Annotated in this window: 24 protein-coding genes, 1 riboswitch and 1 other annotated feature; of the genes, 3 read left to right on the top strand and 21 right to left on the bottom strand. The window is 42.5% G+C overall.

Translation table 11 applies throughout. From position 1 onward, the window contains the following. Nucleotides 1-151: 151 nt before the first annotated feature. The 5 genes from M2369_RS13930 to purU all read right to left on the bottom strand — a co-directional run bounded on the left by M2369_RS13930 (nucleotide 152) and on the right by purU (nucleotide 5,116). Nucleotides 152-286 (bottom strand): hypothetical protein, encoded by a 135-nt coding sequence (locus M2369_RS13930; protein ID WP_008346190.1) that lies wholly within the window; start codon nucleotides 284-286, stop codon nucleotides 152-154. Beyond that, on the bottom strand, nucleotides 276-1,412 hold the full coding sequence (locus M2369_RS13935; protein WP_024719625.1) for a Rap family tetratricopeptide repeat protein: 1,137 nt from the start codon (nucleotides 1,410-1,412) through the stop codon (nucleotides 276-278). The genes M2369_RS13930 and M2369_RS13935 overlap by 11 nt, the downstream gene beginning before the upstream one ends. Before the next feature lie 124 nt (nucleotides 1,413-1,536). Continuing rightward, nucleotides 1,537-2,784 carry a glutamate-5-semialdehyde dehydrogenase gene (locus M2369_RS13940; protein WP_058337433.1) on the bottom strand — a complete coding sequence of 416 codons (1,248 nt, stop codon included), beginning with the start codon at nucleotides 2,782-2,784 and terminating at the stop codon, nucleotides 1,537-1,539. A gap of 12 nt (nucleotides 2,785-2,796) precedes the next feature. Beyond that, nucleotides 2,797-3,894, bottom strand: a complete 1,098-nt coding sequence (gene proB, locus M2369_RS13945) for a glutamate 5-kinase (RefSeq protein WP_058337559.1) — start codon at nucleotides 3,892-3,894, stop codon at nucleotides 2,797-2,799. 56 nt (nucleotides 3,895-3,950) lie between these two features. Then, nucleotides 3,951-4,170, bottom strand: a binding site (T-box leader). Between the two features lie 43 nt (nucleotides 4,171-4,213). Further along, nucleotides 4,214-5,116, bottom strand: a complete 903-nt coding sequence (gene purU, locus M2369_RS13950) for a formyltetrahydrofolate deformylase (RefSeq protein WP_007498809.1) — start codon at nucleotides 5,114-5,116, stop codon at nucleotides 4,214-4,216. Nucleotides 5,117-5,279: 163 nt separating this feature from the next. On the opposite strand from purU, the gene M2369_RS13955 reads away from it, so the two are divergent. After that, nucleotides 5,280-5,465 (top strand): hypothetical protein, encoded by a 186-nt coding sequence (locus M2369_RS13955; RefSeq protein WP_024719622.1) that lies wholly within the window; start codon nucleotides 5,280-5,282, stop codon nucleotides 5,463-5,465. Between the two features lie 33 nt (nucleotides 5,466-5,498). Here the strand turns inward: M2369_RS13955 and M2369_RS13960 are convergent, their stop codons facing one another. After that, nucleotides 5,499-5,813, bottom strand: coding sequence for a DMT family transporter (locus M2369_RS13960; RefSeq protein ID WP_025207223.1), 315 nt, complete (start codon nucleotides 5,811-5,813; stop codon nucleotides 5,499-5,501). Beyond that, nucleotides 5,810-6,139: a DMT family transporter gene (locus tag M2369_RS13965; RefSeq protein WP_024719620.1), complete on the bottom strand. Its 330-nt coding sequence runs from the start codon at nucleotides 6,137-6,139 to the stop codon at nucleotides 5,810-5,812. Before M2369_RS13965 ends, M2369_RS13960 begins: the two co-directional genes overlap by 4 nt. A gap of 66 nt (nucleotides 6,140-6,205) precedes the next feature. Continuing rightward, nucleotides 6,206-6,315: riboswitch (guanidine-I (ykkC/yxkD leader) on the bottom strand. A 199-nt stretch (nucleotides 6,316-6,514) separates the two neighbouring features. Here M2369_RS13965 and M2369_RS13970 point away from each other — a divergent pair. Then, on the top strand, nucleotides 6,515-7,558 hold the full coding sequence (locus tag M2369_RS13970) for a bifunctional transcriptional activator/DNA repair enzyme AdaA (RefSeq protein ID WP_024719619.1): 1,044 nt from the start codon (nucleotides 6,515-6,517) through the stop codon (nucleotides 7,556-7,558). 18 nt (nucleotides 7,559-7,576) lie between these two features. Here M2369_RS13970 and M2369_RS13975 read toward each other — a convergent pair whose 3' ends face one another. The 5 genes from M2369_RS13975 to M2369_RS13995 all read right to left on the bottom strand — a co-directional run bounded on the left by M2369_RS13975 (nucleotide 7,577) and on the right by M2369_RS13995 (nucleotide 10,457). Beyond that, complete coding sequence (locus M2369_RS13975; RefSeq protein WP_024719618.1) at nucleotides 7,577-8,122, bottom strand: GNAT family N-acetyltransferase; 546 nt, start codon at nucleotides 8,120-8,122, stop codon at nucleotides 7,577-7,579. Nucleotides 8,123-8,138: 16 nt separating this feature from the next. After that, nucleotides 8,139-8,627, bottom strand: coding sequence for a small multi-drug export protein (locus M2369_RS13980; protein ID WP_007498817.1), 489 nt, complete (start codon nucleotides 8,625-8,627; stop codon nucleotides 8,139-8,141). A 110-nt stretch (nucleotides 8,628-8,737) separates the two neighbouring features. Continuing rightward, entirely contained in the window at nucleotides 8,738-9,490 is a 753-nt protein-coding gene (locus M2369_RS13985; protein WP_024719617.1) for an HAAS domain-containing protein, read from the bottom strand. A 4-nt stretch (nucleotides 9,491-9,494) separates the two neighbouring features. Beyond that, entirely contained in the window at nucleotides 9,495-9,821 is a 327-nt protein-coding gene (locus tag M2369_RS13990; RefSeq protein WP_017367090.1) for a PadR family transcriptional regulator, read from the bottom strand. Between the two features lie 114 nt (nucleotides 9,822-9,935). Next, nucleotides 9,936-10,457: an acyl-CoA thioesterase gene (locus M2369_RS13995; RefSeq protein WP_008346212.1), complete on the bottom strand. Its 522-nt coding sequence runs from the start codon at nucleotides 10,455-10,457 to the stop codon at nucleotides 9,936-9,938. Between the two features lie 179 nt (nucleotides 10,458-10,636). Between M2369_RS13995 and M2369_RS14000 the strand changes: the two genes are divergently transcribed. Continuing rightward, entirely contained in the window at nucleotides 10,637-11,497 is an 861-nt protein-coding gene (locus tag M2369_RS14000; RefSeq protein WP_058337434.1) for a dimethylarginine dimethylaminohydrolase family protein, read from the top strand. A 61-nt stretch (nucleotides 11,498-11,558) separates the two neighbouring features. On the opposite strand, the gene M2369_RS14005 is transcribed toward M2369_RS14000, so the two are convergent. The 9 genes from M2369_RS14005 to M2369_RS14045 form a co-directional block, all read right to left on the bottom strand. Then, a complete protein-coding gene (locus M2369_RS14005) occupies nucleotides 11,559-12,527 on the bottom strand; it encodes an ABC transporter ATP-binding protein (RefSeq protein WP_008346217.1) in 969 nt (322 codons plus the stop codon). Further along, a complete protein-coding gene (locus M2369_RS14010) occupies nucleotides 12,517-13,434 on the bottom strand; it encodes a C40 family peptidase (RefSeq protein ID WP_047945978.1) in 918 nt (305 codons plus the stop codon). Before M2369_RS14010 ends, M2369_RS14005 begins: the two co-directional genes overlap by 11 nt. Further along, on the bottom strand, nucleotides 13,434-14,513 hold the full coding sequence (locus M2369_RS14015) for a dipeptide epimerase (RefSeq protein ID WP_259254661.1): 1,080 nt from the start codon (nucleotides 14,511-14,513) through the stop codon (nucleotides 13,434-13,436). The genes M2369_RS14010 and M2369_RS14015 overlap by 1 nt, the downstream gene beginning before the upstream one ends. Further along, nucleotides 14,510-15,451 (bottom strand): S66 peptidase family protein, encoded by a 942-nt coding sequence (locus tag M2369_RS14020; RefSeq protein ID WP_259254663.1) that lies wholly within the window; start codon nucleotides 15,449-15,451, stop codon nucleotides 14,510-14,512. Before M2369_RS14020 ends, M2369_RS14015 begins: the two co-directional genes overlap by 4 nt. 114 nt (nucleotides 15,452-15,565) lie before the next feature. Next, complete coding sequence (locus M2369_RS14025; protein ID WP_072367664.1) at nucleotides 15,566-17,185, bottom strand: peptide ABC transporter substrate-binding protein; 1,620 nt, start codon at nucleotides 17,183-17,185, stop codon at nucleotides 15,566-15,568. After that, nucleotides 17,182-18,195, bottom strand: a complete 1,014-nt coding sequence (locus M2369_RS14030; RefSeq protein ID WP_259254667.1) for an ABC transporter ATP-binding protein — start codon at nucleotides 18,193-18,195, stop codon at nucleotides 17,182-17,184. Before M2369_RS14030 ends, M2369_RS14025 begins: the two co-directional genes overlap by 4 nt. A 7-nt stretch (nucleotides 18,196-18,202) precedes the next feature. Continuing rightward, nucleotides 18,203-19,165: an ABC transporter permease gene (locus M2369_RS14035; RefSeq protein ID WP_024719611.1), complete on the bottom strand. Its 963-nt coding sequence runs from the start codon at nucleotides 19,163-19,165 to the stop codon at nucleotides 18,203-18,205. Continuing rightward, nucleotides 19,162-20,097 (bottom strand): ABC transporter permease, encoded by a 936-nt coding sequence (locus tag M2369_RS14040; RefSeq protein WP_259254671.1) that lies wholly within the window; start codon nucleotides 20,095-20,097, stop codon nucleotides 19,162-19,164. Before M2369_RS14040 ends, M2369_RS14035 begins: the two co-directional genes overlap by 4 nt. An 18-nt stretch (nucleotides 20,098-20,115) precedes the next feature. Beyond that, the gene (locus M2369_RS14045) at nucleotides 20,116-20,940 is read right to left on the bottom strand and encodes a M55 family metallopeptidase (protein WP_039168738.1); all 825 of its coding nucleotides are present in this window, start codon (nucleotides 20,938-20,940) and stop codon (nucleotides 20,116-20,118) included. Between the last annotated feature and the right edge of the window lie 122 nt (nucleotides 20,941-21,062).

The raw sequence follows: 21,062 nt of genomic DNA on the forward strand, positions 1-21,062 counted from the left end.
TGCTGAGAAGAATTTCTAGTGTGGAACATGAGAAAAACACCTTCCTTTAGTATGCTTTTCTCTATTATAAAATGGGGTAGTGGAAAATTTAAGGGAAAAAATAAAGCTGTCGAGATTTTCTCGACAGCCTGAGCCCTTTAAAAAGGGCTTTTCAGATCGTGATATGCTGCGGATTCGGTTTTTCTAGCGTATGGTTTCTGTTATCGGGGTCGGCATTAGGTGATGTGATCCATAATGCCAAGATCGTGATGCTTGTACAGACGACTGCCCATTTTTTAAAATTCATATAAACAATCCCCTCTCTGAATATAGATACGAGCATGTTCCGCTTCCCCATAGAACATGGAAGATTTTTCATAATCCTCCATTTCATTATAATACTTTGCGGTGTCTAAAGCCAGCTCTTCTATATCTGGATATGCATAGGAAGATTCTAAAAAATGGAAAATCCGTTTAATATGCTCTGCATCTTGTCGTAAGTACAATGCTTCTAAAAAAATGGTCTTCTGAATATGAATGTCATCCTGCAGAGCTTCTGCTCGTTTCATACATTCTTCTCTGTAATATAATGCTTCATCGTTTTTACCTTGTTTGTATAAGATCTGAGCGGCTGTATAAAGAGGGTCTATCGATCGACGAAGATGATCAGATTGGTTTTGATCAAATAATGAGATGGATTCTTTCATTAAGTCGAGTGCGCGGTTCAAGTCTCCCATTCTGTAATAACTGTTGCCCATATTAAACAAAGAAGAAGCAATAAAACGCACATTCTGAAAGTCTCTTGATCTTGCAAGTGCTCTTTCGAGATGTGGCAATGCCTTTTCATGCCTTCTCATATCATCATAATTACCGGCTACAATAAATTCACACTGAATGGTACGAAGCGCATATAGTTCGTGCTGAATATAGACATCCAGCGCTAGTTTGGCATGGTGCATCGAAATGTGTGTTTGTTTCATGTGATAATATATTTCTGACATTTTAAAATGAAATTCTGCACGTTCAATATCGTCGGATACAAAAGAAAGCTTGTGCTCTGCCTTTTGATAGGACGATATGGCAGCAATGTACTCTCTCCGGCCGAACTCATACATGCCTCTGAAGAAATGATAGTAATATTCAAGCATGCCTGTGACATGCGTTTGATGCTCATCTATTTCTTTCGAAAGCTCGGAAAAGTTGGCGCGAAGCTTTCCTTCCTTTAATGGCTTTAAATAATCGAGCATGACCTCATGCCTGAATTCCATTAAAGAAAAATAGAGAAGCAAATTCTGATCTTCTTCCATTGAATCAAGAGAGGTGCGAATTTCCTGCTTTAACTGTTCTGCTTGTTCTGAATCAAATCTGCGGATTAATTCATACCACTTGTTGATTTTCACTCCAATATCCGAAGAGGGAATGATTTTCGCCATACGTTGCCTTCTCCAATCTTCTCAAAATATAAAACATTACCATATTTTATCATACTTGACCGAAGAAATACAAAAATGAAAGGAAAAAGAGAGCCTTGTGCGATAAGACTCTCTTTTGGATGGGTTATTCTCTTATTTGTCCTTGACCACGAATCACAAATTTTTCAGAGGTTAGGGCTGGCAGACCCATTGGTCCTCTAGCATGCAATTTTTGTGTGCTAATGCCGATTTCCGCTCCGTAGCCAAATTCAAAGCCATCTGTAAACCGGGTAGATGCATTATGATACACAGCGGCAGCGTCAACGGCTGTTAAGAAAAGTGCCGCATGCTGCTCGTTTTCCGTAATGATCGCTTCAGAATGCTTAGAGCTATACATTTGAATATGCTGTATCGCCTCTTCCATGGTCTTTACGGTTTTAATACTGACAATCGGCGCTAAAAATTCCGTTTCAAAATCAGTGGTCGTCGCTAATGTGGCACTAGGTGCAAGTGCACATACTGCATCATCGCCCCGTATTTCTACACCATGTGTCTGAAGTGCTTCAAAAAGCGAAGCGCCATGTTCTTTTGCCCATGTTTCATGAATGACAATGCTCTCAATGGCATTACAAACAGATGGTCTTTGTGTTTTCGCATTCAGAACAATTTGTTCAGCCATTTCTTTTTGGGCTGTTTCATCAATGTAAATATGACAATTCCCTGCACCCGTCTCAAGTACTGGAACAGTAGACTCTCTCACAACAAGATCAATTAAATGTTTCCCGCCGCGTGGAATAAGGACATCTAGATAGTCATTTAAAGTGAACAGGGTTTTAGCCGTCTCACGGCCTGTATCTTCAATCAATTGTACACTGTCTACTGGAATATCCGTTGGTTGCAGCGCTTCGTGAATGACTTTCACAATCGCTTTATTACTATGAATGGCCGATGAACTTCCTCGAAGAATCACAGCATTCCCAGTTTTCAAGCAAAGAGTGGCCGCATCGACTGTCACGTTTGGTCTTGCTTCGTAAATCATCCCAACCGTTCCAAGAGGCACACGTACTTTTTCAATGAGAAGCCCGTTTTCTTTTTGAATGGTCTCTAATGTTTCACCAATTGGGTCTTTGAGCTGAATGAGTTGATGCGTAGCGTCTGCAATCGCTTCAATTCTCTCTTCTGTTAATGTAATTCTGTCGATCACAGATGGCGTGAACTCTTTGTCTATAGCCGCCTGAACATCTTTTTGGTTTTCGGCAATTAAATACGTTGAAGATGCTTTTAATGCTTTTGCAATAGCGTCTAATGCAGCATTCTTTTGTTCAGTTGTTTTTAATAGCAGCTGATCTTTGGCTGCGCTTGCCTTTTTTGCTTTTTCTAGAACTTCATTCATTGTTTTCCCTCCTCAGTTTTGTACGTGCTGAACCCAGTGATCTCGGTGAATGACTTCAGGTTTTTCATAAGAAAGCTCATGACTTCGCATCCCTTTAATGCCAAGAAGCTCATCTGAATCATACAATGTTTGTCCTTTACCGACTAACCCGTTTGGACCAACAACTTCGACGACCTCTCCTTTAGAAAATTCACCAGCTACATCAATGACACCAGCTGGAAGAAGACTCCTTCCATTATGCAAAATCGCCGCCTCTGCCCCCGCATCAATCATGATCTTCCCAGAGACTGGTGAGTGGAATTGAATCCATTGACGACGGTTATTGACTGATGATAAGTCTTGTTCACCAATATATGTGCCGTCCCCTTGACCAGCGAGAATGTGAAGAAGCTTGTCTTCCCCTGTACCTGTGCCAATGAAGACTTTAACGCCAAGGGAGAGAGCTGTTTGTGCAGCTGAAAGCTTAGATTTCATCCCGCCTGTTCCAACCTTTGAACCCGTACTCTTCGCATATGAGAACAATTCATCTGAAATGTGAGTCAGCACATCAAACCGCTTCGCATCAGGATTCTCACTTGGATTGGCATCATAAATTCCGTTGATATCTGTTAAAATGATCAATTGGTCTGCATGAATTAAGCCACTGACCAGTGCTGATAACATGTCATTATCACCAAAGGTAAGCTCCTCGATGGACACAGAGTCATTTTCATTAATGATCGGTAAAATTTTTCTTTCGAGCAGTTCCATCATCGTTGCGTAAGCATTTCGATATCTTGTACGATCTGAAAAGTCATTACGTGTTAAAAGCATTTGTGCAGGCGTCATCTGAAACTGTGAAAATAGTTCTGTATATTTCTGCATTAACAAACCTTGACCAACAGCAGCAGCAGCCTGCTTCCCTTTTAAGGTCACAGGTCTTGACGGATATCCTAAACTGCCAAATCCCGCCGCAACGGCACCTGACGAAATGAGAATGATTTCATGGCCTGCCTCTTTTAGCTTTGCGATGGCTTTGACATGATCCTGCATTTTTTGTTCATCAATGGCTCCCTTTTGCTCTGTTAATGAACTGCTACCAATTTTTATGACGATCCTTTGCTTTTTCATCATTGATTCCCTCCGCTATACCTTTCACCACATAAAAAATCCCTTTTTCTCCTTATGTAAAGGACGAAAAAGGGATTTTCCGTGGTACCACCTTCATTGAATAAGCATACGTCTGCTTATTCCACTCAACTCCTGTAACGCCAGGCATGCGCTTAGATTTTTCCTCTAAGGCTCAAAGGGTAGGTTCAGCAGCTGTCTGCGGCAAATGTTTCAGCATGTCATTTGCTCTCTTTTACACAGCAGGTCCTGCTTACTATTCCTTCTCAACGCTCGTTAATTTTTTTATATTATCACCAATTGCTTCAGAAAAGTCAAGCGGTCAATTAAACACAATCGTTTTATTCTCATGAACAATGATTCGATCTTCCAGATGCCATTTGACAGCTCGGGCAAGCACACTGCGCTCAATCGTGCGGCCAATATTTTTTAATGCCTCTGCATCATCTCTATGATCTACCCGCTCAATATCCTGTTCAATGATTGGCCCTTCGTCTAAATCATTGGTGACATAATGGGAAGTCGCGCCAATTAATTTGACTCCCCGCTCGTATGCCCGCTTGTATGGGTTTGCACCGATAAACGCTGGAAGGAAGGAATGATGAATATTAATGATTTTGTTCGGGTGCTGTTCGATAAAGGCTGGCGTCAAAATTTGCATGTATCTAGCAAGCACAACCGCATCAATATCATATTCTTCTAATAATGCAAGCTGTTGTTTTTCTGCATCTTGGCGAATGTCTTTATTTGCTTTCACGAAGTGGAATGGAATGCCGAGTGCTTCGACTGTATCTTTTGCCGTTTCATGATTGCTGATGACAACCGCTATTTCAGCCATTAAATTACCGCTTTGCCATTCCCATAAAAGTTCATGTAAACAATGAAGCTCTTTGGACACAAAGATCGCCAGCTTTTTCAGATCACTTGCACGCGACATGCTCCACGTCATGTGAAATGATTGCGCAATTGGCTCAAAACTGCTTTTCAGTTGATCTAAGTTGGCCGAGATGTCTTTCCAATCAAATTCAATTCTTAAAAAGAACCGGCCGCTCTCATGATCTGTTGTGTATTGACTAGATTCAATGATGTTTGCTCCATGTTCAAATAAAAAAGTAGAAACAGCTGACACAATACCAGGCTGATCCGGGCAGCTGACTAAAAGCCTTCCTTTTTGCTCATGCTTTTGTCTGTGTAATTCAAGTTTCTCTGTAATCAATGTTCTCATATCTTATGACCTCATTTACATTTTTCATTCTAATGAAATATTATACTGGACTGGAAAGAGAAAAAGCAATTAAGCGTCGTGTTTTTTATTGAATATTCATTCAATTCTGCACCTAGCGTGATATAATATGAATAGACCTTTTATCACAAAAGGAGTGATGGAGATGAAAAGCATGACTTTGTTTGGTAAAGTGAGCTTTTGGCTCGGCATCGTATGTCTAATCACGGGCATTTATCTATTTATGACCGGAGAAAGACTCATTCCTTTACTTACATTTGGTGTATGTTTTCTGCTTGTGAGTCAGCTTTACCGCAAAAATGAAAACGATTCCAATCATCATTCGATGTAGCAAAAAGGCTGGCTCATGTTTGCCAGCCTTTTCTTATTCAATGATTTTCAACCCGACCGCTGCTGATAAAATGAGTGCGATAAAGAAAATACGTTTTGCGTCTTTCGACTCACCATAAAACATCATCCCAACAATCGCTCCTCCAGCTGCTCCGATTCCTGTCCAAATCGCATACGCCGTTCCCATCGGAATTGTATTCATCGCAAGAGACAGCATCAAAAAGGATAGCGAAAATCCAGCTGCTATGAAGAAAATCCATTTGACATGGCGATCTTTCTGGAATTGATTCATCATGGTGACACAAAGCATTTCTAAGATGCCTGCCCCAATGAGTAAAAGCCAGCTCACGATTCAGCCTCCCCTTTCTTTTCACCTGTGGTCAATTTGAGTCCTAATACACCGCTTAAAAGCACCATGATCAAAAGTAATTTTACTAGCTGTACCGGTTCACCCATGACCATCCCTACTATGACCGTACCGGCTGTTCCGAGTCCGGTGAAAACGGCGTAAAGTGTGCCAACTGGAAGTACAGTCGTGGCTTTCAGGAGTAAATAAAAGCTGACAACAATACAAACGATGGTTGCACTCCATTCCAATATAGAGCCAGCATATTTCAACCCCATCACCCAGCCGACTTCAAATACGGCTGCAATCAAAACATTTCCCCATTTCATTCGATCTCTTCCTTTCTTACCGATTCCAAGCAATAAAAAAAGCCCGGAAATCGATCGTTTGATCAAATCTCCCGGGCTTTTATCCCTCCGTGTCCATACGGTCTATTGTCTAGACCCTATGTGTTTTCTCTCGGTCCAGACTGCGCTGCCCGCACGGAACCCTAGAAAACCAATTCATGATAAGCAGATCTAGCGTAGAGCCGATTCTGTATGAAAAAGTGTATCACACCCTGATATGCCGGTCTACCACTTTGCTTTTTCCCTTCAAATATACTTGTTCATTTTTCGAAAGAAAGTGGATGAAAGCGAAGTATACTAAATGTTAGAAAGAGGAACGACCACATCACTGATATAATAAAACAAGAGGTGGATCAAATGATGATGACCGACGAACAAAAACACGAATTTTATCAAGCACTTGTTGATAAGAATCCGCAATATGATGGCACGTTTTTTGCTGGTATTAAAACAACCGGCATCTTCTGCCATGCCACGTGCACTGCTAGAAAACCAAAATATGAGAACTGCGAGTTTTTCTTTACAGCAGAGGAGGCACTGCTTGCAGGGTATCGGCCGTGTAAGCGATGCACGCCTTTAACATATCCTAACAGCATTCCAGAAGAAGTCAAAACACTTGTATCAGCAGTTGAAGAGAGTCCTGAGAAACGGTGGAAAGAAGAAGATTTTCGCCAATTAGGGATTCACTCTGCAACAGCTCGGAGAAAATTCAAAGAAATCTATGGAATGACCTTTGTTCAATATGCTAGATCACGCCGAATGGGGCTAGCGTTTAAAGAGATTCTGAACGGAAAAAAAGTCATTGATCAGCAAGTCACCTTCGGTTACGAGTCTTCCAGTGCCTTCAATGATGCCTTTACGAAAATCATGGGGAATCCACCCAAAAAGGCGCAAGTCAATATTTTGCATGCGAATTTTATTTCTACTCCGATTGGGCGGATGATGAGCATTTCAGATGCAACCCATGTGTATTTGCTTGAATTTATGGACAGGCGAGGATTAGAAAGAGAAATTGAGAACATCAGAAAAAAACATCATGCCCGTATTTTAGTTGGAGAAACAAACGTCCATCAGCAATTAGCAAAGGAATTGGCCTTATATTTTGAAAAGAAACTCACGCAGTTTACTGTGCCACTTGCTATACATGGCACCCCTTTTCAGAAAAGGGTATGGGATCTTCTATTACAGATTCCGCCAGGCGAAACGAGATCGTATCGAGATCTTGCCATCATGCTTGGCGATCCCCATTTGGTTCGGGCAGTTGGAAATGCAAATGGTGCTAATCAGTTGGCCATCATCATTCCTTGTCACCGAGTCATTCAAACAAGCGGTGAACTTGGCGGATATGGCGGGGGAATCGAACGAAAGAAATATTTACTTCAGTTAGAACAGCGTCTATAAAAGAAAAAGCGGCTCTCCTTATGATTCAAGCGAGCCGCTTTTTCCGTCACGAGTAACACTGTAAACATCAATCATTTGATCCCATTTTGAAATGGTTTTTTCTTTTTTCATCCCCATTTTCATTGCGACCTTGACTGACGCTTCATTGTCAGGGCGAATTAAGCTGACCATTCGTCTCACCTTCATTTCGTCAAAACCATACGCAAGACAGCCTTTTGCAGCCTCAACAGCATATCCTTTTCCCCATGCCGATCTCTTTAGCATATAGCCAATTTCAAGCTCTGTTTGTCCTTCGACGTTTTGGAGAACAATTCCGCTTTGTCCAAGTGGTTCTTTCGTTTCTTTTTCTTCAATGATCCACAGGGATGTATGGTACGTGCGGTCATTCTTTTGATTCCAAGCAATCCACTCTTTTGTCTGCTTTTCATCCTTTAGTGAAGGATAGTACTTCATGACTTCTTCATCTTGGAATAGCTTTTCATATAAAAAAGATGCATCGTGTTCATCCATTGTTCTCAGTCTGAGGCGCTCTGTTTCAAGCACGATCCGTGTTTGATGTGCCATTTTTTATCCCCCCTGCTTACTTGCTAAAAATATCTCCGAACAACCCATTTGAATCTGGGGCAAAGTAATGGAACCCCGCACCCGTTAAACTAGCAGCTAATGCGGTCCACATGATTAAACTGACCGTCATCCACACAGTGACTTGTTTTCTTTTCGTCCCGAAGCTCATACACATAAAAGCCGCTAAATGACTGCCAATAATAAAAGGACCGATAAGTGCCAAACCAGGGAGACCGTACCGTTCCCAAACCTTTCTGGCTTTCAGCTGTTTTTTCTCTCCTTTTTCATCATGTTTCTCCTCTTTCCTCTTCAGCCACCATGCTTTAAATCGGTCCACGAAGACGATGAGTAGCAAGACGGTAAGAAAGTTGCCGACGAATCCAATAACTGCCGTTGTCACAGGATGCAGACCACTTAAAATCCCTAGCGGAACGACACCAACCACTTCAAAGAAAGGTAAAGCAGCCAATATAAAAACGAGTACATACCCCCATACAATATCCAATCACAGAACCCCTTTTCATTTTTGTCCTCTTCTCATTGTAAAGAAAAATGTGATCCCATATCTACATTTTTTTAGAAAAAGAAAAGCACATCGCAAGTGATGTGCTCTATCTACATTAAATGTTCATTTTTCTTGTTTGTTTTCTGTAAAAAAGCGATTGTGAGCAAGACTAAAATCACAATGGATACCAGACTTGTGAAAAGAAGCATGAGAGGCGATGTCCATCCAAGCCATTCGAATAGGAGCTGCGGTCCGAAGAAGATCAGCGGAATGAGCGACATCATATTCGCCTTTAATATGGCATTCAATAAGACAATACACAGCAGCAACAGAAGAATGACGCCCCATCTTTGGCTCGAGGTCAGCACAAGTAAAGGAGTACCAAGTTTTTGGTCCAATAATTTCACTGTGATCAAGGCTGTCATCTGAAAAACACCTAATATCCAAAAGTAAAAGAATGCCCTCCTGCTTGTTTGAAAGGCAGAAGCTCTAAACATCACAATGGTCATGATCACATTGGCCACTATTATTAGCGGATAACCAATGAGTGCATACCAAGAATACGATAAACTTTGACTGATGGCATCTGCTAACATCATGTAAAAAAGAGATCCAATTAAAAAAGCACTGACAAACGGAACCCAGTCTTTATGATTTCTAGAGAGCTCTTTCGCTAGCTCGTCAGCAAAGCCCCGTGGATCTCCGCCAAATACATCTTCCCCTGTTTTCCCATCTTTCTCAGCTTCGACAGCGTGTGTCGTTAATTCATCCATCACTTCGTCGATCTCGTCCTGATTTTTCCCTTTTGATATGAGATAGAGTTGCAGCTCTAATAAGATGTGTCTCGTTTCTTTTGTTACCATCTTCTCACTTCCCTTTATGTAATAATCGCTCTACATTCCCTGACAGCTCATTCCATCGCATGGTAAAATCCGTCAGCGCTTCTTCGCCTCTTTGTGTGAGCGTATAGTATTTCCTTTTCGGCCCACTCGCCGATGCTTTTGTGGACGTATGAACCAGCTGTTCTTTTTGCATGCGCAGCAAAATCGGATAAATACTGCCTTCACTAATTTGATCAAACCCATAGTGCGCAAGCTTCTTTGTCATTTCATAGCCATAAATTTCACCTTCAGAAATAATCGACAGCAGGCATCCCTCTAAAATTCCTTTTAGCATTTGTGTTGATTGTGTCATCATCGATCCTCCGCTTTCAGTACCTTGCATGACAAGATAGTTTGATCTTACCACACACTATCTTGCCATGCAAGATACCGGCTCAGAAAAAAATCACCGCTTAAAGGGTGATTTTTACGCCCAAGGCTTATCCGTCCCAAGTGCGTCAGCCAAAGCTTTACTATGCTTCCGGCGGCTTTTTCTTTCCTCTGCCCGCTGCTTCGCTGTTTGATGAAGCATGATTTCTTCCTCTGTTTCCGGCATGACTTGTGGAACTCGTTTTGGCTTCCCGTTTTCATCAAGCGAGACAAAGGTAAGAAATGAAGTTGCTGCGAGTCTGCGCTCTCCAGACATCAAGTTTTCCTTAATGACTTTGACGAATACTTCCATAGAAGATGTGCCGACCCATGTCACATAAGATTCTAAGCAGACGGACTCTTTCTGTCCAATCGGCTCTAAAAAATCAACTGAATCCATTGATGCGGTGACTGTTTCACTACGGCTGTGTCTTGCTGCCGAGATGGAAGCAATGTCATCTATATAACTCATTAATTTCCCGCCAAATAACGTTTGGTGGTTATTCGTATCGAGGGGGAATACCCTGCTGGTTTTCACAACTTTCGATTCCTTGCAGTATTTGAAATTTTCTTCACTCATCGTCATAGCTCCTTCTTGCTGTTTTCGTTGATGCGGAACGACTTTTATTAAACACTATTCTATTAGGTTTGTCTAAACTTTTTGCTTTAGTCTCTCATGAGAGATTTTCTTTCGGAAATGTTTCAACATTTACTAGAAGGAGGAATAATATAACTATCGATAAACAAGGAGGCCCTTTGATGGATTCTATGAAATCAGAGAAAGTGTATAAAACGCCGCAATGTATGAGTGAATATGATGATTTACAAGAAGTCCTCTTATGCAGTCCAATTTATATGGAAATTAAACAGATCATCAATGAAACCCAAAAGCATTTTGCAAGAGAAAATATTTCTCAAATCAAAGCCCTCATGCAGCATAAGCAATTCATCCAAACGCTGAAAGACCATCATGTCCGGCCTGTCCTTCTTCCTGCAAATGAACGTTTCCCTGAACAAGTCTTCACTCGGGATATTGGATTTACAATTGGACAGACTTTATTTGTTTCAAACATGGCAGCCCCTGTCAGACAAGGAGAAGAACATTCCTTAAAAGAATGGGCACAGACAAAAGGATGGACAACCATCACGCTGGATGATGGAACGATTGAAGGCGGCGATGTGCTTGTAGACCAAACCCGTGTATTTGTGGGGGTCAGCAAAAGAACAAATCTAGCCGCCATCCAGCAGCTCCAAAAAGAACTGCCGAATCACGACATCATTCCTATTCATCTTCCTTCTCACATTTTGCATCTTGATTGTGTGATGAATATTCTTTCTCATCATGAGATCTTGATTTACCCTGAAGCTTTTACGGAAAAGGATCTTCATATGCTCAAAAAGCATTATGATCTCATTGAAATAAGTGAGCAAGAGCAGTTCACACTTGGACCAAATGTGTTGTCCATTGGTCAGAAAAAAGTCATCAGCTTACCAATCAACCAAGAAACAAATGCTGCATTAACAGCCCGCGGCTACACCGTCATTGAAGTAGATTTTTCAGAAATCATTAAATCCGGCGGCTCTTTTAGATGCTGTACATTACCTATTAGGCGTTCATAAAAGCCAAAAAGCCAGCTTGTCTACTCGCTGGCTTTTTAAATGCTTACCTTCTTCCCTCTATCTATTTCCTATCATATAAATGACAAGCCACTTCATGCCCTTCTTCGACTGCTTGTAATACTGGCTTTTTGTCCGCACATACATCCATTGCAGCAGGACATCTTGTCCGAAATACGCAGCCGCTTGGCGGATTCACTGGACTTGGAATTTCTCCCTTTAAAATAAACCGCTTGCGTTTATCTTCCACATCAGGATCTGGAATCGGGATAGCAGACAGCAATGCTTGTGTATATGGATGAAGCGGTGTTTTATATAAAGCATCACTGCTGGTCATCTCCACGAGATGTCCTAAGTACATGACACCGATTCGATCGCTAATATATTTGACCATCGATAAATCATGGGCAATAAATAAAAACGTCAATCCTTCTTCTTTTTGCAGTTTTTTCAGCAAATTCACGACTTGAGCTTGAACGGATACATCTAGTGCAGAAATCGGCTCATCTGCCACGATAAACTTTGGCGATAAGGCGAGTGCTCTAGCAATCCCTATTCTTTGCCTCTGACCTCCGCTGAATTCGTGAGGATAGCGTGTAGCAAAATCATGACTTAGCCCCACCGCTTCAAGCAGTTCCTTCACGCGCTCGAGCCTTTTCTTTTGACTGCCATACAATTGGTGGATCTCCATCGGTTCTAGCATAATATCTTTTACAGAGAGCCTAGGATTTAAAGAAGAATACGGATCTTGAAACACCATTTGAATTTGTCTATTGAAATCAAATGATTCTCGGTTCGATAAGTGATGGAGACTTTTCCCTTCATACAAAGCTTCACCTTCTGTCGGGTCATAAAGCCGCATGAGCACTTTTCCAAGTGTAGATTTACCGCAGCCTGACTCACCAACAAGACCAAAGGTTTCGCCTTGTTTCAGCTGAAAGGTGACACCATCTAATGCTTTTAACGTTCTTCCTTTCGATAGATGAAAATGCTTTTTTAAGTTGTTGACTTGCAGAAGTGGTTCACTTCCCATCACATCTCCCCCTCTCAGCTTTCAAATACCGCCTTGTTCCTGCCCATTCCTGTTCATATGAAGTACCAGAAAGAGAAAGAAGTTCAATCTGTCTGCCCGTTTTAGGTGAGTGAAGCATCATGCCATCTCCAGCATACATCCCTACATGGCGAACTGCTCCCTTCCCATTGTCATTGGCAAAAAACATGAGATCACCTGGCGCCAAATGGTTTGATGCGACTGGGGTTCCTTGAACTGCTTGGTCACTTGCGTCTCTCGGTAATAAACATCCACACGCTTTGTACATACTGTAAACAAAACCCGAACAGTCGTAGCCATAGCTGCTCATGCCGCCCCACAAATATGACAGTCCAATAAATTGTTTTCCTATAGCTAAGGCATCCTTACCGCTCATAGAAGAAGGTGATGAAGCACGGCGCACATCTTCTTTTTTGATTTCTCTTCTTCCTACTGGAGTTAGAACATCAAAGGAATCGCTCGTTTCTTCAACAGGTGCTAGTTCTGTTAAAAAACTAACCTCCATATCCGGTGTTCCATTTTGATATAAAACCGCTTTTTTCTGACAAACAATCAAGGGACTAGCAGGTGGTTCACTCTCTGATACTTCATTTAATTGCTCTACAGGGATAAAACCTGGGTAGCCTTGCGGGTGTTTCCGGCTTGCCTGCTGCGGGATGACAACTTTCATCCAGCCATCTGTCTCCTCCAGCCCAATGACTCGTTCGCCAAGCAGTACTTGGGTTTGAATAAGGTTTTCTTCACATAAGGCCAATTTCTGTTCATATGTTTGCTCATCAATCCATTCTTTGATCTGGACGGAACTTTGAAGAACGTGTCGATCCATATCTCTCGGCGACTGCGGTGCTGTCCATATATTTGCGACTGGAACCTTTGATTCATATAACATCATAAGACCCCTTTCACTCTTTGAATGCCTAACCCATGATGCGGCGGAAAGAGAATATCTTTTCCTTGATAGATAATTCCTCCGTCTATTAAGTCCTCTTTGAGCATAAGCGGCGCATCAAAATCGTAACGGGTAATATTCGGTTGGCTTGCAGCAAGATGAGCGGCTGCGGTAATCCCTAGTTTTGACTCGATCATACTGCCAACCATACACTTGACGCCGTATGCTTCTGCTAAACTATTGATTTTCAGCGCTTTTTTGATACCACCTGTTTTCATTAATTTTAAGTTGATGAGATCACAGCTTCTTGTTTCTAACACCTTGATGGCATCATGGAGGCTAAAAATACTTTCATCTGCCATAATTAATGTGTCTGTTGCTTCCGTCACCCGGCGCAGACCCTCGATGTCTTCTTTAGGCACTGGCTGCTCGACTAGTTCAATATCGAGTGCCTCCATTTTTCGAATGGCGACAATCGCTTCCTTCCATGTCCAGCCTTGGTTGGCGTCAAGCCTGATTTGCATATCCGGCCCGACTTTTTCTCGAATCCGTTTGATCCGCTGAATATCCGTATCTATATCATCTTTTCCCACTTTGATCTTTAAGGTACGAAAGCCTTCAGCTGCATATTGCTTCGCATCCTCTGCCATTTCTAGCGGACGGTTGACACTAACCGTGTAATCCGTTTCCAGCTGATTACGATAACCACCAAGATATTGATAAAGCGGCAGGCCAGCCTGCTTCGCTAAACCATCGTAAATCGCCATATCTATTGCAGCCTTTGCACTCGTGTTTCCTACAAGTACACGGTCGATCGCTGAAAAGATTTGTTCATATTGTGACAATGAGGCCCCAATCAAGATCGGCCTCATCACAGCGCAAATAGCATAGTCGATGCTTTCCAGTGTTTCACCTGTTATGACCGATGTTGGCACTGCCTCTCCATAGCTGACATCGCCTTGATCATAGGTGATGATCACAATAAGAGATGCGGCGTCATACACCGTTCTTAATGCTGTTTTGAAAGGCTTCTTTAGCGGTACACTCGTTCTGCTTGTGCGAACATCTACGATTTTCATTTGATCGCCTCTTTCGCTGCAACACCTGGGGAAATATGCAGTTTTTTCCCTGTAGCATCTAATGTAGCGTGCACGCCGATTGGAATGGCGAAGTTTGGAGAGGAATGACCGATCCGAAAGCCGCCAAGTGCAGGTTTCTGTTGCGGGACAATATACGTCTCCCATAACTGATCCAGCGTTAACGACTGCTCTTTCTTTTTCGGCTCACATTGATGAAAATCACCAATGATAAATCCCGCCGCATCATGTAATTTCCCTGCAGATACTAAGTGCTGCATCATTCGATCGATTTTATATGGTTCTTCGTCAATATCTTCTATCAATAAAAGCTTCCCCTTTGTATCAATTTCAAAAGGTGTACCAAGTGTCGTGACAATAAGGGCAAGATTTCCTCCGGTGATTTCGCCTGAAGCCGTGCCATGATAAAAAGTGTGAAGAGGTGACAGGTGGTTCGTATACGAAAAGGCTTTCGGAGTGAATAGCTGTAAAAAGGTATCCTTTGTATACGGATGAACCTCTTCAAGTCCCACATCAGAGGAGAGCATTGGACCATGAAAGGTCACAAGACCCGTCTGCTGCTGAATGGCTGTATGTAAAAACGTAATATCACTGTATCCCCAAAAAATTTTTGGGTTCCGGCGAATCAAGTCATAATCAATGGCTTCTGCAATTCTTCCTGTTCCGTATCCTCCGCAAGCACAAATCACTGCCTTCACGTCTGGATCTTGAAACATGTGATGAATATCTTCCACTCGTTCATGATCATGACCTGCTAAATAACCATACCGGGAGTCGATATACTTCCCCTTTTTCACCTTTAGCCCTAAGCTTTCTAAAAAAGAAATACCTCTTGCTAATTTCGGCTCATCAGGCGGGCTTGCTGGTGCAATGATTCCCACTGTATCTCCTGTTTGAAGTGCCACTGGCAGATGGTTCATGCCAATCCCCTCTTTCTCTTCGTTTCTTTCAATCTATGGGCATCTTCTTCATAACATGAACAAATAAAGGAACAGACGCTTTTTTCAAAGCGTCCCGTTCTCTCATTTGTTCATTTACTCTCCATCTACCTGTGCCCATTTCAAATCAATGTAACCAACAGGATGACGGACAATGCCCTTTACGCCTTCTTTTTGTAAATAGACTTGGTTATAAAAATGAATGGGAATGATCGGTGCTTCTTCCATCAGAAGTGCCTCGGCATCATGCAGCATACGATTTCTCTTTTGTTCATCTGCTTCTTGACTCGCCTTTTTGATCAGCTGATCATACGTATCATTTGACCAACCTGTCCGGTTCATCGCATTTCCTGTTTGGAAGCTCTCTAAGAAATTGATTGGGTCTGCATAGTCAGCTAGAAATGAACTTTGCGAGAATTGGAATTTGAGTGCCTTTTGATCTTCTGCAAACACATTTGCTTCCATGTTTGCAAGCTTCACATCTACCCCTAGCGCTTCTTTTAATTGCTGCTGAATGGCTTCTGCTTTTTTCTTATTTTCAGGCTTTGTACTATATGTTAATGTGACAGGCGGAAGCTTAGAATAGTTCTCTTCTTTCAACCCTTTTTCTAATAGTTTTACAGCTTCACTCGTATCATGTTTGACAAGATCGCCGCCAGCTTCTCTGAAATCTTCACCCTTTGAATCTAAAATTCCTGGTGAAACGAAGGCACGTGCTGGCTTCTCTTCATTTTTCGTTACATACTCTACAATATCCTGAGGATTGATCGCCATTTGAAAGGCTTTGCGAATGTTCTTATTTTGAAAAGGCTCCATGTTGACATTTAGACGATAAAAAAACAGCCCTGCTTGATCTTCGATTTGCACATCTTTGCTTTTTAACAGGTCTTCACTTTGTTCTGCCGGAACGAAGGCCGTATCTAAATCTCCTGATTGATACATTTGGTAATCTGTGTTTCGATCACTGATCATGAGCCATTTCACTTGGTCTAGCTTGACCGTTTGTTTGTCCCAATACGTGTCACTTTTTTCCATTGTAAAGCTTTCATCATGCTTCCACTCTGTCAGCTTAAACGGTCCATTGCCGACAAAGGTTTTCGCATCCTTGGCCCAGTTTGGGTCCTTTTCCGCTACCTTCTCATTCACTGGGAAAAAGGCAGGGTTTGCCGTCATATTTAAGAAAGATTTCTGCGGGTATGCTAGCTTGACCTCTAGCGTTTGATCATTAACAGCCTTGACTTTTACATCTTCTTTCTTCCCTTTTCCGCTGTTAAACGCTTCGCCCCCTTCAATCATATAAGCTAAGAATGCCGCAGAAGAGCCCGTCTTTGGATCTAGCAGCCGCTTCCACGCATATTCAAAGTCACTTGCTTTGACTGGATCACCATTTGACCACTTAATCCCATCCCTTAAATGGAACGTGTACGTTTTTCCGTCCTTTGAGATGTCCCATTTTTCCGCCATGGCAGCAGATGGTTCGTGCTTCTCATTCAGTCTCGTTAATCCTTCCATTAAGTTATTGAGCCCTTGCCAGGACACATTATTAAAACCAATGGGCGGATCAAATGATGTCGGTTCGTTTTCGTTATTTAATGTTAAAACTTTCTCTTCACCCTTGCTTGAAGATCCTTTGCCTGCTTGCTCATTGGCTGTACATCCTGCAAGCAGCATCACTGTGATAAAGCACATACTGAGAATCCAACCTGTTTTTCTCATGAAAAACTCCCCCTTTGTGTTGAAGATAAAACCGTTTGCTTCGCTCGTTCATCTTGAAGCCAGCAATGTACTGCATGTGTAGGTGAACGCTGCGTTTCATGCGGCATAATATGATCACACACTTTCATCGCAGACGGACATCGATCGGTGTATGGACAACCTTTTGGCGGAGCAAATAAATCTGGCGGGCTTCCTTCAATAGGAATGAGTTCATCTTTCATATCCAGCCTTGGAACGGATTGCAGCAGCCCTTTTGTATAGGGATGCTGTGGACTGTAAAAGATATCTCGCCTTGTCCCAACTTCAACGATTTTCCCCCCGTACATGACAGCCACTCGATCAGCGACTTGTGCTACGACCCCTAGGTCATGTGTGATTAAAATAATCGTCACGCCTGTTTTTTTCTGAATCTCTTTAAATAGTTCTAAAATCTGCGCCTGTATGGTGACATCTAGTGCAGTTGTCGGTTCATCTGCAATCAGCACCTTCGGCTCACAAATAAGAGCCATTGCAATCATGAGCCGCTGCCTCATGCCACCGCTGAATTGATGCGGATATTGCTTCAGCCTCTCTTTCGGCTGCGGAATCCCCACCAAATCAAGCATACGAAGCGCCTCTTCTTTCACTTCTTTTTTTGTCAGCTTCTGATGCACTTTTGCAGCCTCCATCAGCTGATCTCCAATTGTCAGCGTCGGGTTGAGTGCCGTCATAGGATCTTGAAAAATCATGGAGATATCGACACCACGTATGCTTCGCATGTCTTTTTCAGATAATGACAGCAAGTTGCGATCACGAAACCAAATTTCCCCTGAATCGACTTGTGCGCTGTATGCAGGGAGAAGCCGCATGATACTTTGAGACGTCACACTTTTTCCGCAGCCTGATTCTCCGACAATGGCGAGGGTTTCTTTTTCATACACATCCACATTCACCCCGCGTACCGCTTGAACAGAACCGCCATATGTCCGAAAGCTAACATGCAGATCGATAATCCGAAGCATTTTTTTCATCACGCCATCACCTCTTCATCTTCGGATCAAGCGCATCTTGCAAGCCATCACCTAAATTATTAAAGCAAAACATCGTCAGCGAAATAAAAAATGCCGGAAAGAATAAACGCCACCAGTGACCATTATCTGACAGCACCGTCGGCAAGGCATCATTGGCCATCACACCCCAGCTTGCAAACGGCGCTTGAATCCCTAAACCAAGAAAACTTAAGAACGCTTCAGCAAAAATCGCTGTCGGTACAGTTAGCGTCATCTGGACAATAATCGGTCCCATCGTATTCGGCAGTAAATTTCTGCGGATGATGCGCAAACTTTTTGCGCCAAAGGTTTTCGAGGCAAGGACATATTCTTGGCTTTTCAGCTGAAGGACTTGACCTCTCACGATTCTTGCCATCCCGATCCATCCTGTGACAGTGAGCGCCACAATAATAGTGACAAGGCCAGGCCCCATCAGAACCATCAATAAAATGACGACGAGTAAATACGGCAGACCGTAAAGCACCTCGACGATCCGCATCATGACATGGTCATACTTCCCGCCTTTATAGCCTGCAATACCGCCATAGATGACACCGATTGCAAAATCAATGAGAGCGGCCATCACGCCCACAAATAATGAAATGCGTGCGCCGTACCAAGTACGTGTAAACACATCACGTCCAAGTTCATCTGTTCCAAACCAGTGAGCAGCTGACGGTGGCAAGTTTTGCATGGAAAGCCGCTGTTCTGTCACACTATTCGGTGCAAGGAGTGGGCCTAATACAGCCATGACGAAAAGAAAAATCAGCACCGATAAACTAAACATAGCGAGTTTATTTTGTTTTAACCGTCGCCAAGTATCTGCCCAATACGAAAGTGAAGGTCTTTTAATGGCATGGACTTCAGATGTCTTTTGTTCTTTAGGAGCAAACCATTCATCTGGCACTTCATGCGCTTGATTCGTTTGATCATGCTGAAGGTGTATACTCATGCCTTTCCTCCTTTCTGATGCAGCTGGATCCTTGGATCAAGCAGACGATATGTCACATCTACAATGAAAAGAAGGGTAATTAAGATGATGCTGTAAAAAACAGTGGTTCCCATGATGACAGGATAGTCACGGTTGTTAATACTCTCGACAAAATATTTTCCCATTCCTGGGATCGCAAATATTTTTTCAATCACAAAACTGCCTGTTAAAATACTTGCGACAAGTGTGCCAAGGATCGTGACAACAGGTAAAAGTGCATTCCGCAGGGCATGTTTAAACACAATTCTATAAGGGGAAAGTCCTTTCGCTTTTGCAGTTCGAATATAGTCCTGCGACAGCACTTCTATCATGCTCGATCTCGTTAACCGGGCAATGATAGCCATTGGACCTACCGCCAGTGCAATGGTAGGAAGCACCATATGCATTGGACTTGTCCACATCGCTGTAGGAAAGAGCTTTACATTCACAGCAAGCTGCTGAATTAATAAGGTAGCAAAGATAAAGTTTGGTATGGATATACCGAAAACAGCAATCGTCATGGCGATATAATCAATCAAGCCATTATGCCGGAGGGCAGCCATGATTCCGAGCAAGATGCCGGAGATGACAGCAATCAAAATAGAGATAAGACCAAGTTCTAATGAGACTGGAAAACCTCTCGCCAATAAATCATTGACACTTTCAGAAGGCTTTTTAATGGAAGGACCAAAATCAAAAGTAACGATGGATTTTAAATAGATCATATATTGAACATAGAGTGGTTCGTCTAAGTGATAGTAGCTTTCGAGGTTTCGCTGGACAGTTTCGTTTGTATTTCGTTCTTCATTGAAGGGCGATCCTGGGATGACCTTCATTAAAATAAACGTTAACGTCGTAATCGTTAAAATCGTGGCAATCATGGCAATCAAACGCTTGAGCAAAAAGCTGGCCATCTGCTGTCTCCCCCTCGCTTAACAAAATGTTGTACGTGCGGCAAGCTCTGTCATGACAAGCATCGCTTGGTAGGCTTCTAATATATTCTCTGCTTGGTACGTCACCGTTGTTGTCCCTTCGATGATGGCCGTACCTGGCATTAAATTCGCCCATTCGGCTTGTCCATAATTGGCAAACTCGATTTTCAGCACTGGCTGCTCAGGAGGCGTGAGCGGCTTCATTTGATGAATTTGTTTCATGGCAGCTTCCACTTGCTGCGAGATGAGGGTGCTCACTTTCGCTGGTGTTAAGCATTTCACAGCAGATCTTGAAATGGTTTCTTTCACCGCCACTGTTTTCACGCCAGGCATTAACTTTTCGGCTTCAAGTGCCGCTTGATCGTCTCCGCATACAAGAATGACTGGAACACCATAATAGCCTGCGACATACGCATTAAAGCCCATTTCACCAACTGGATGATCATTTATGTAAAAATGTCTGACACCAAAAATCATACTGTGAGACATCACACCTTTCATTGATGCCCTCGCATGGTAGCCTAAAAAAACAGCGGCATCATACGTTTGATCTAATCCTTGAACCATTGAATAAGGCTTTACATCCCCTGATATGAGAGATGCTTCCTCATGCAAATCTTCAATCAACAGATTATTCATTTTAGAATGGCTATCATTCACTAAAATCTCGGTCGCCCCATGTGTAAGAAGAGCTTCTACACAGGCGTTCACTTCACCTGTCATGATTTTTCTCCCGCGCTCATAATTGTGCTGGCGGCTATCAACAAATGTATGATCAGCTAGACCAGTAATTCCCTCCATATCGACTGATACATAGAGCTTCATCCCCATCCCCCTTTAATTAAACTTAAAATTTGTGTATATTTTTCTAAATTTTCTAAAAAATTATATGAGAACTTGATTGATTTTTCAATACAATGTCTGAAAATAAGGAAATTAGACTCAGG

Source organism: Bacillus sp. JUb11, from assembly GCF_024807925.1.
Lineage (GTDB): Bacteria > Bacillota > Bacilli > Bacillales > Bacillaceae > Bacillus > Bacillus altitudinis.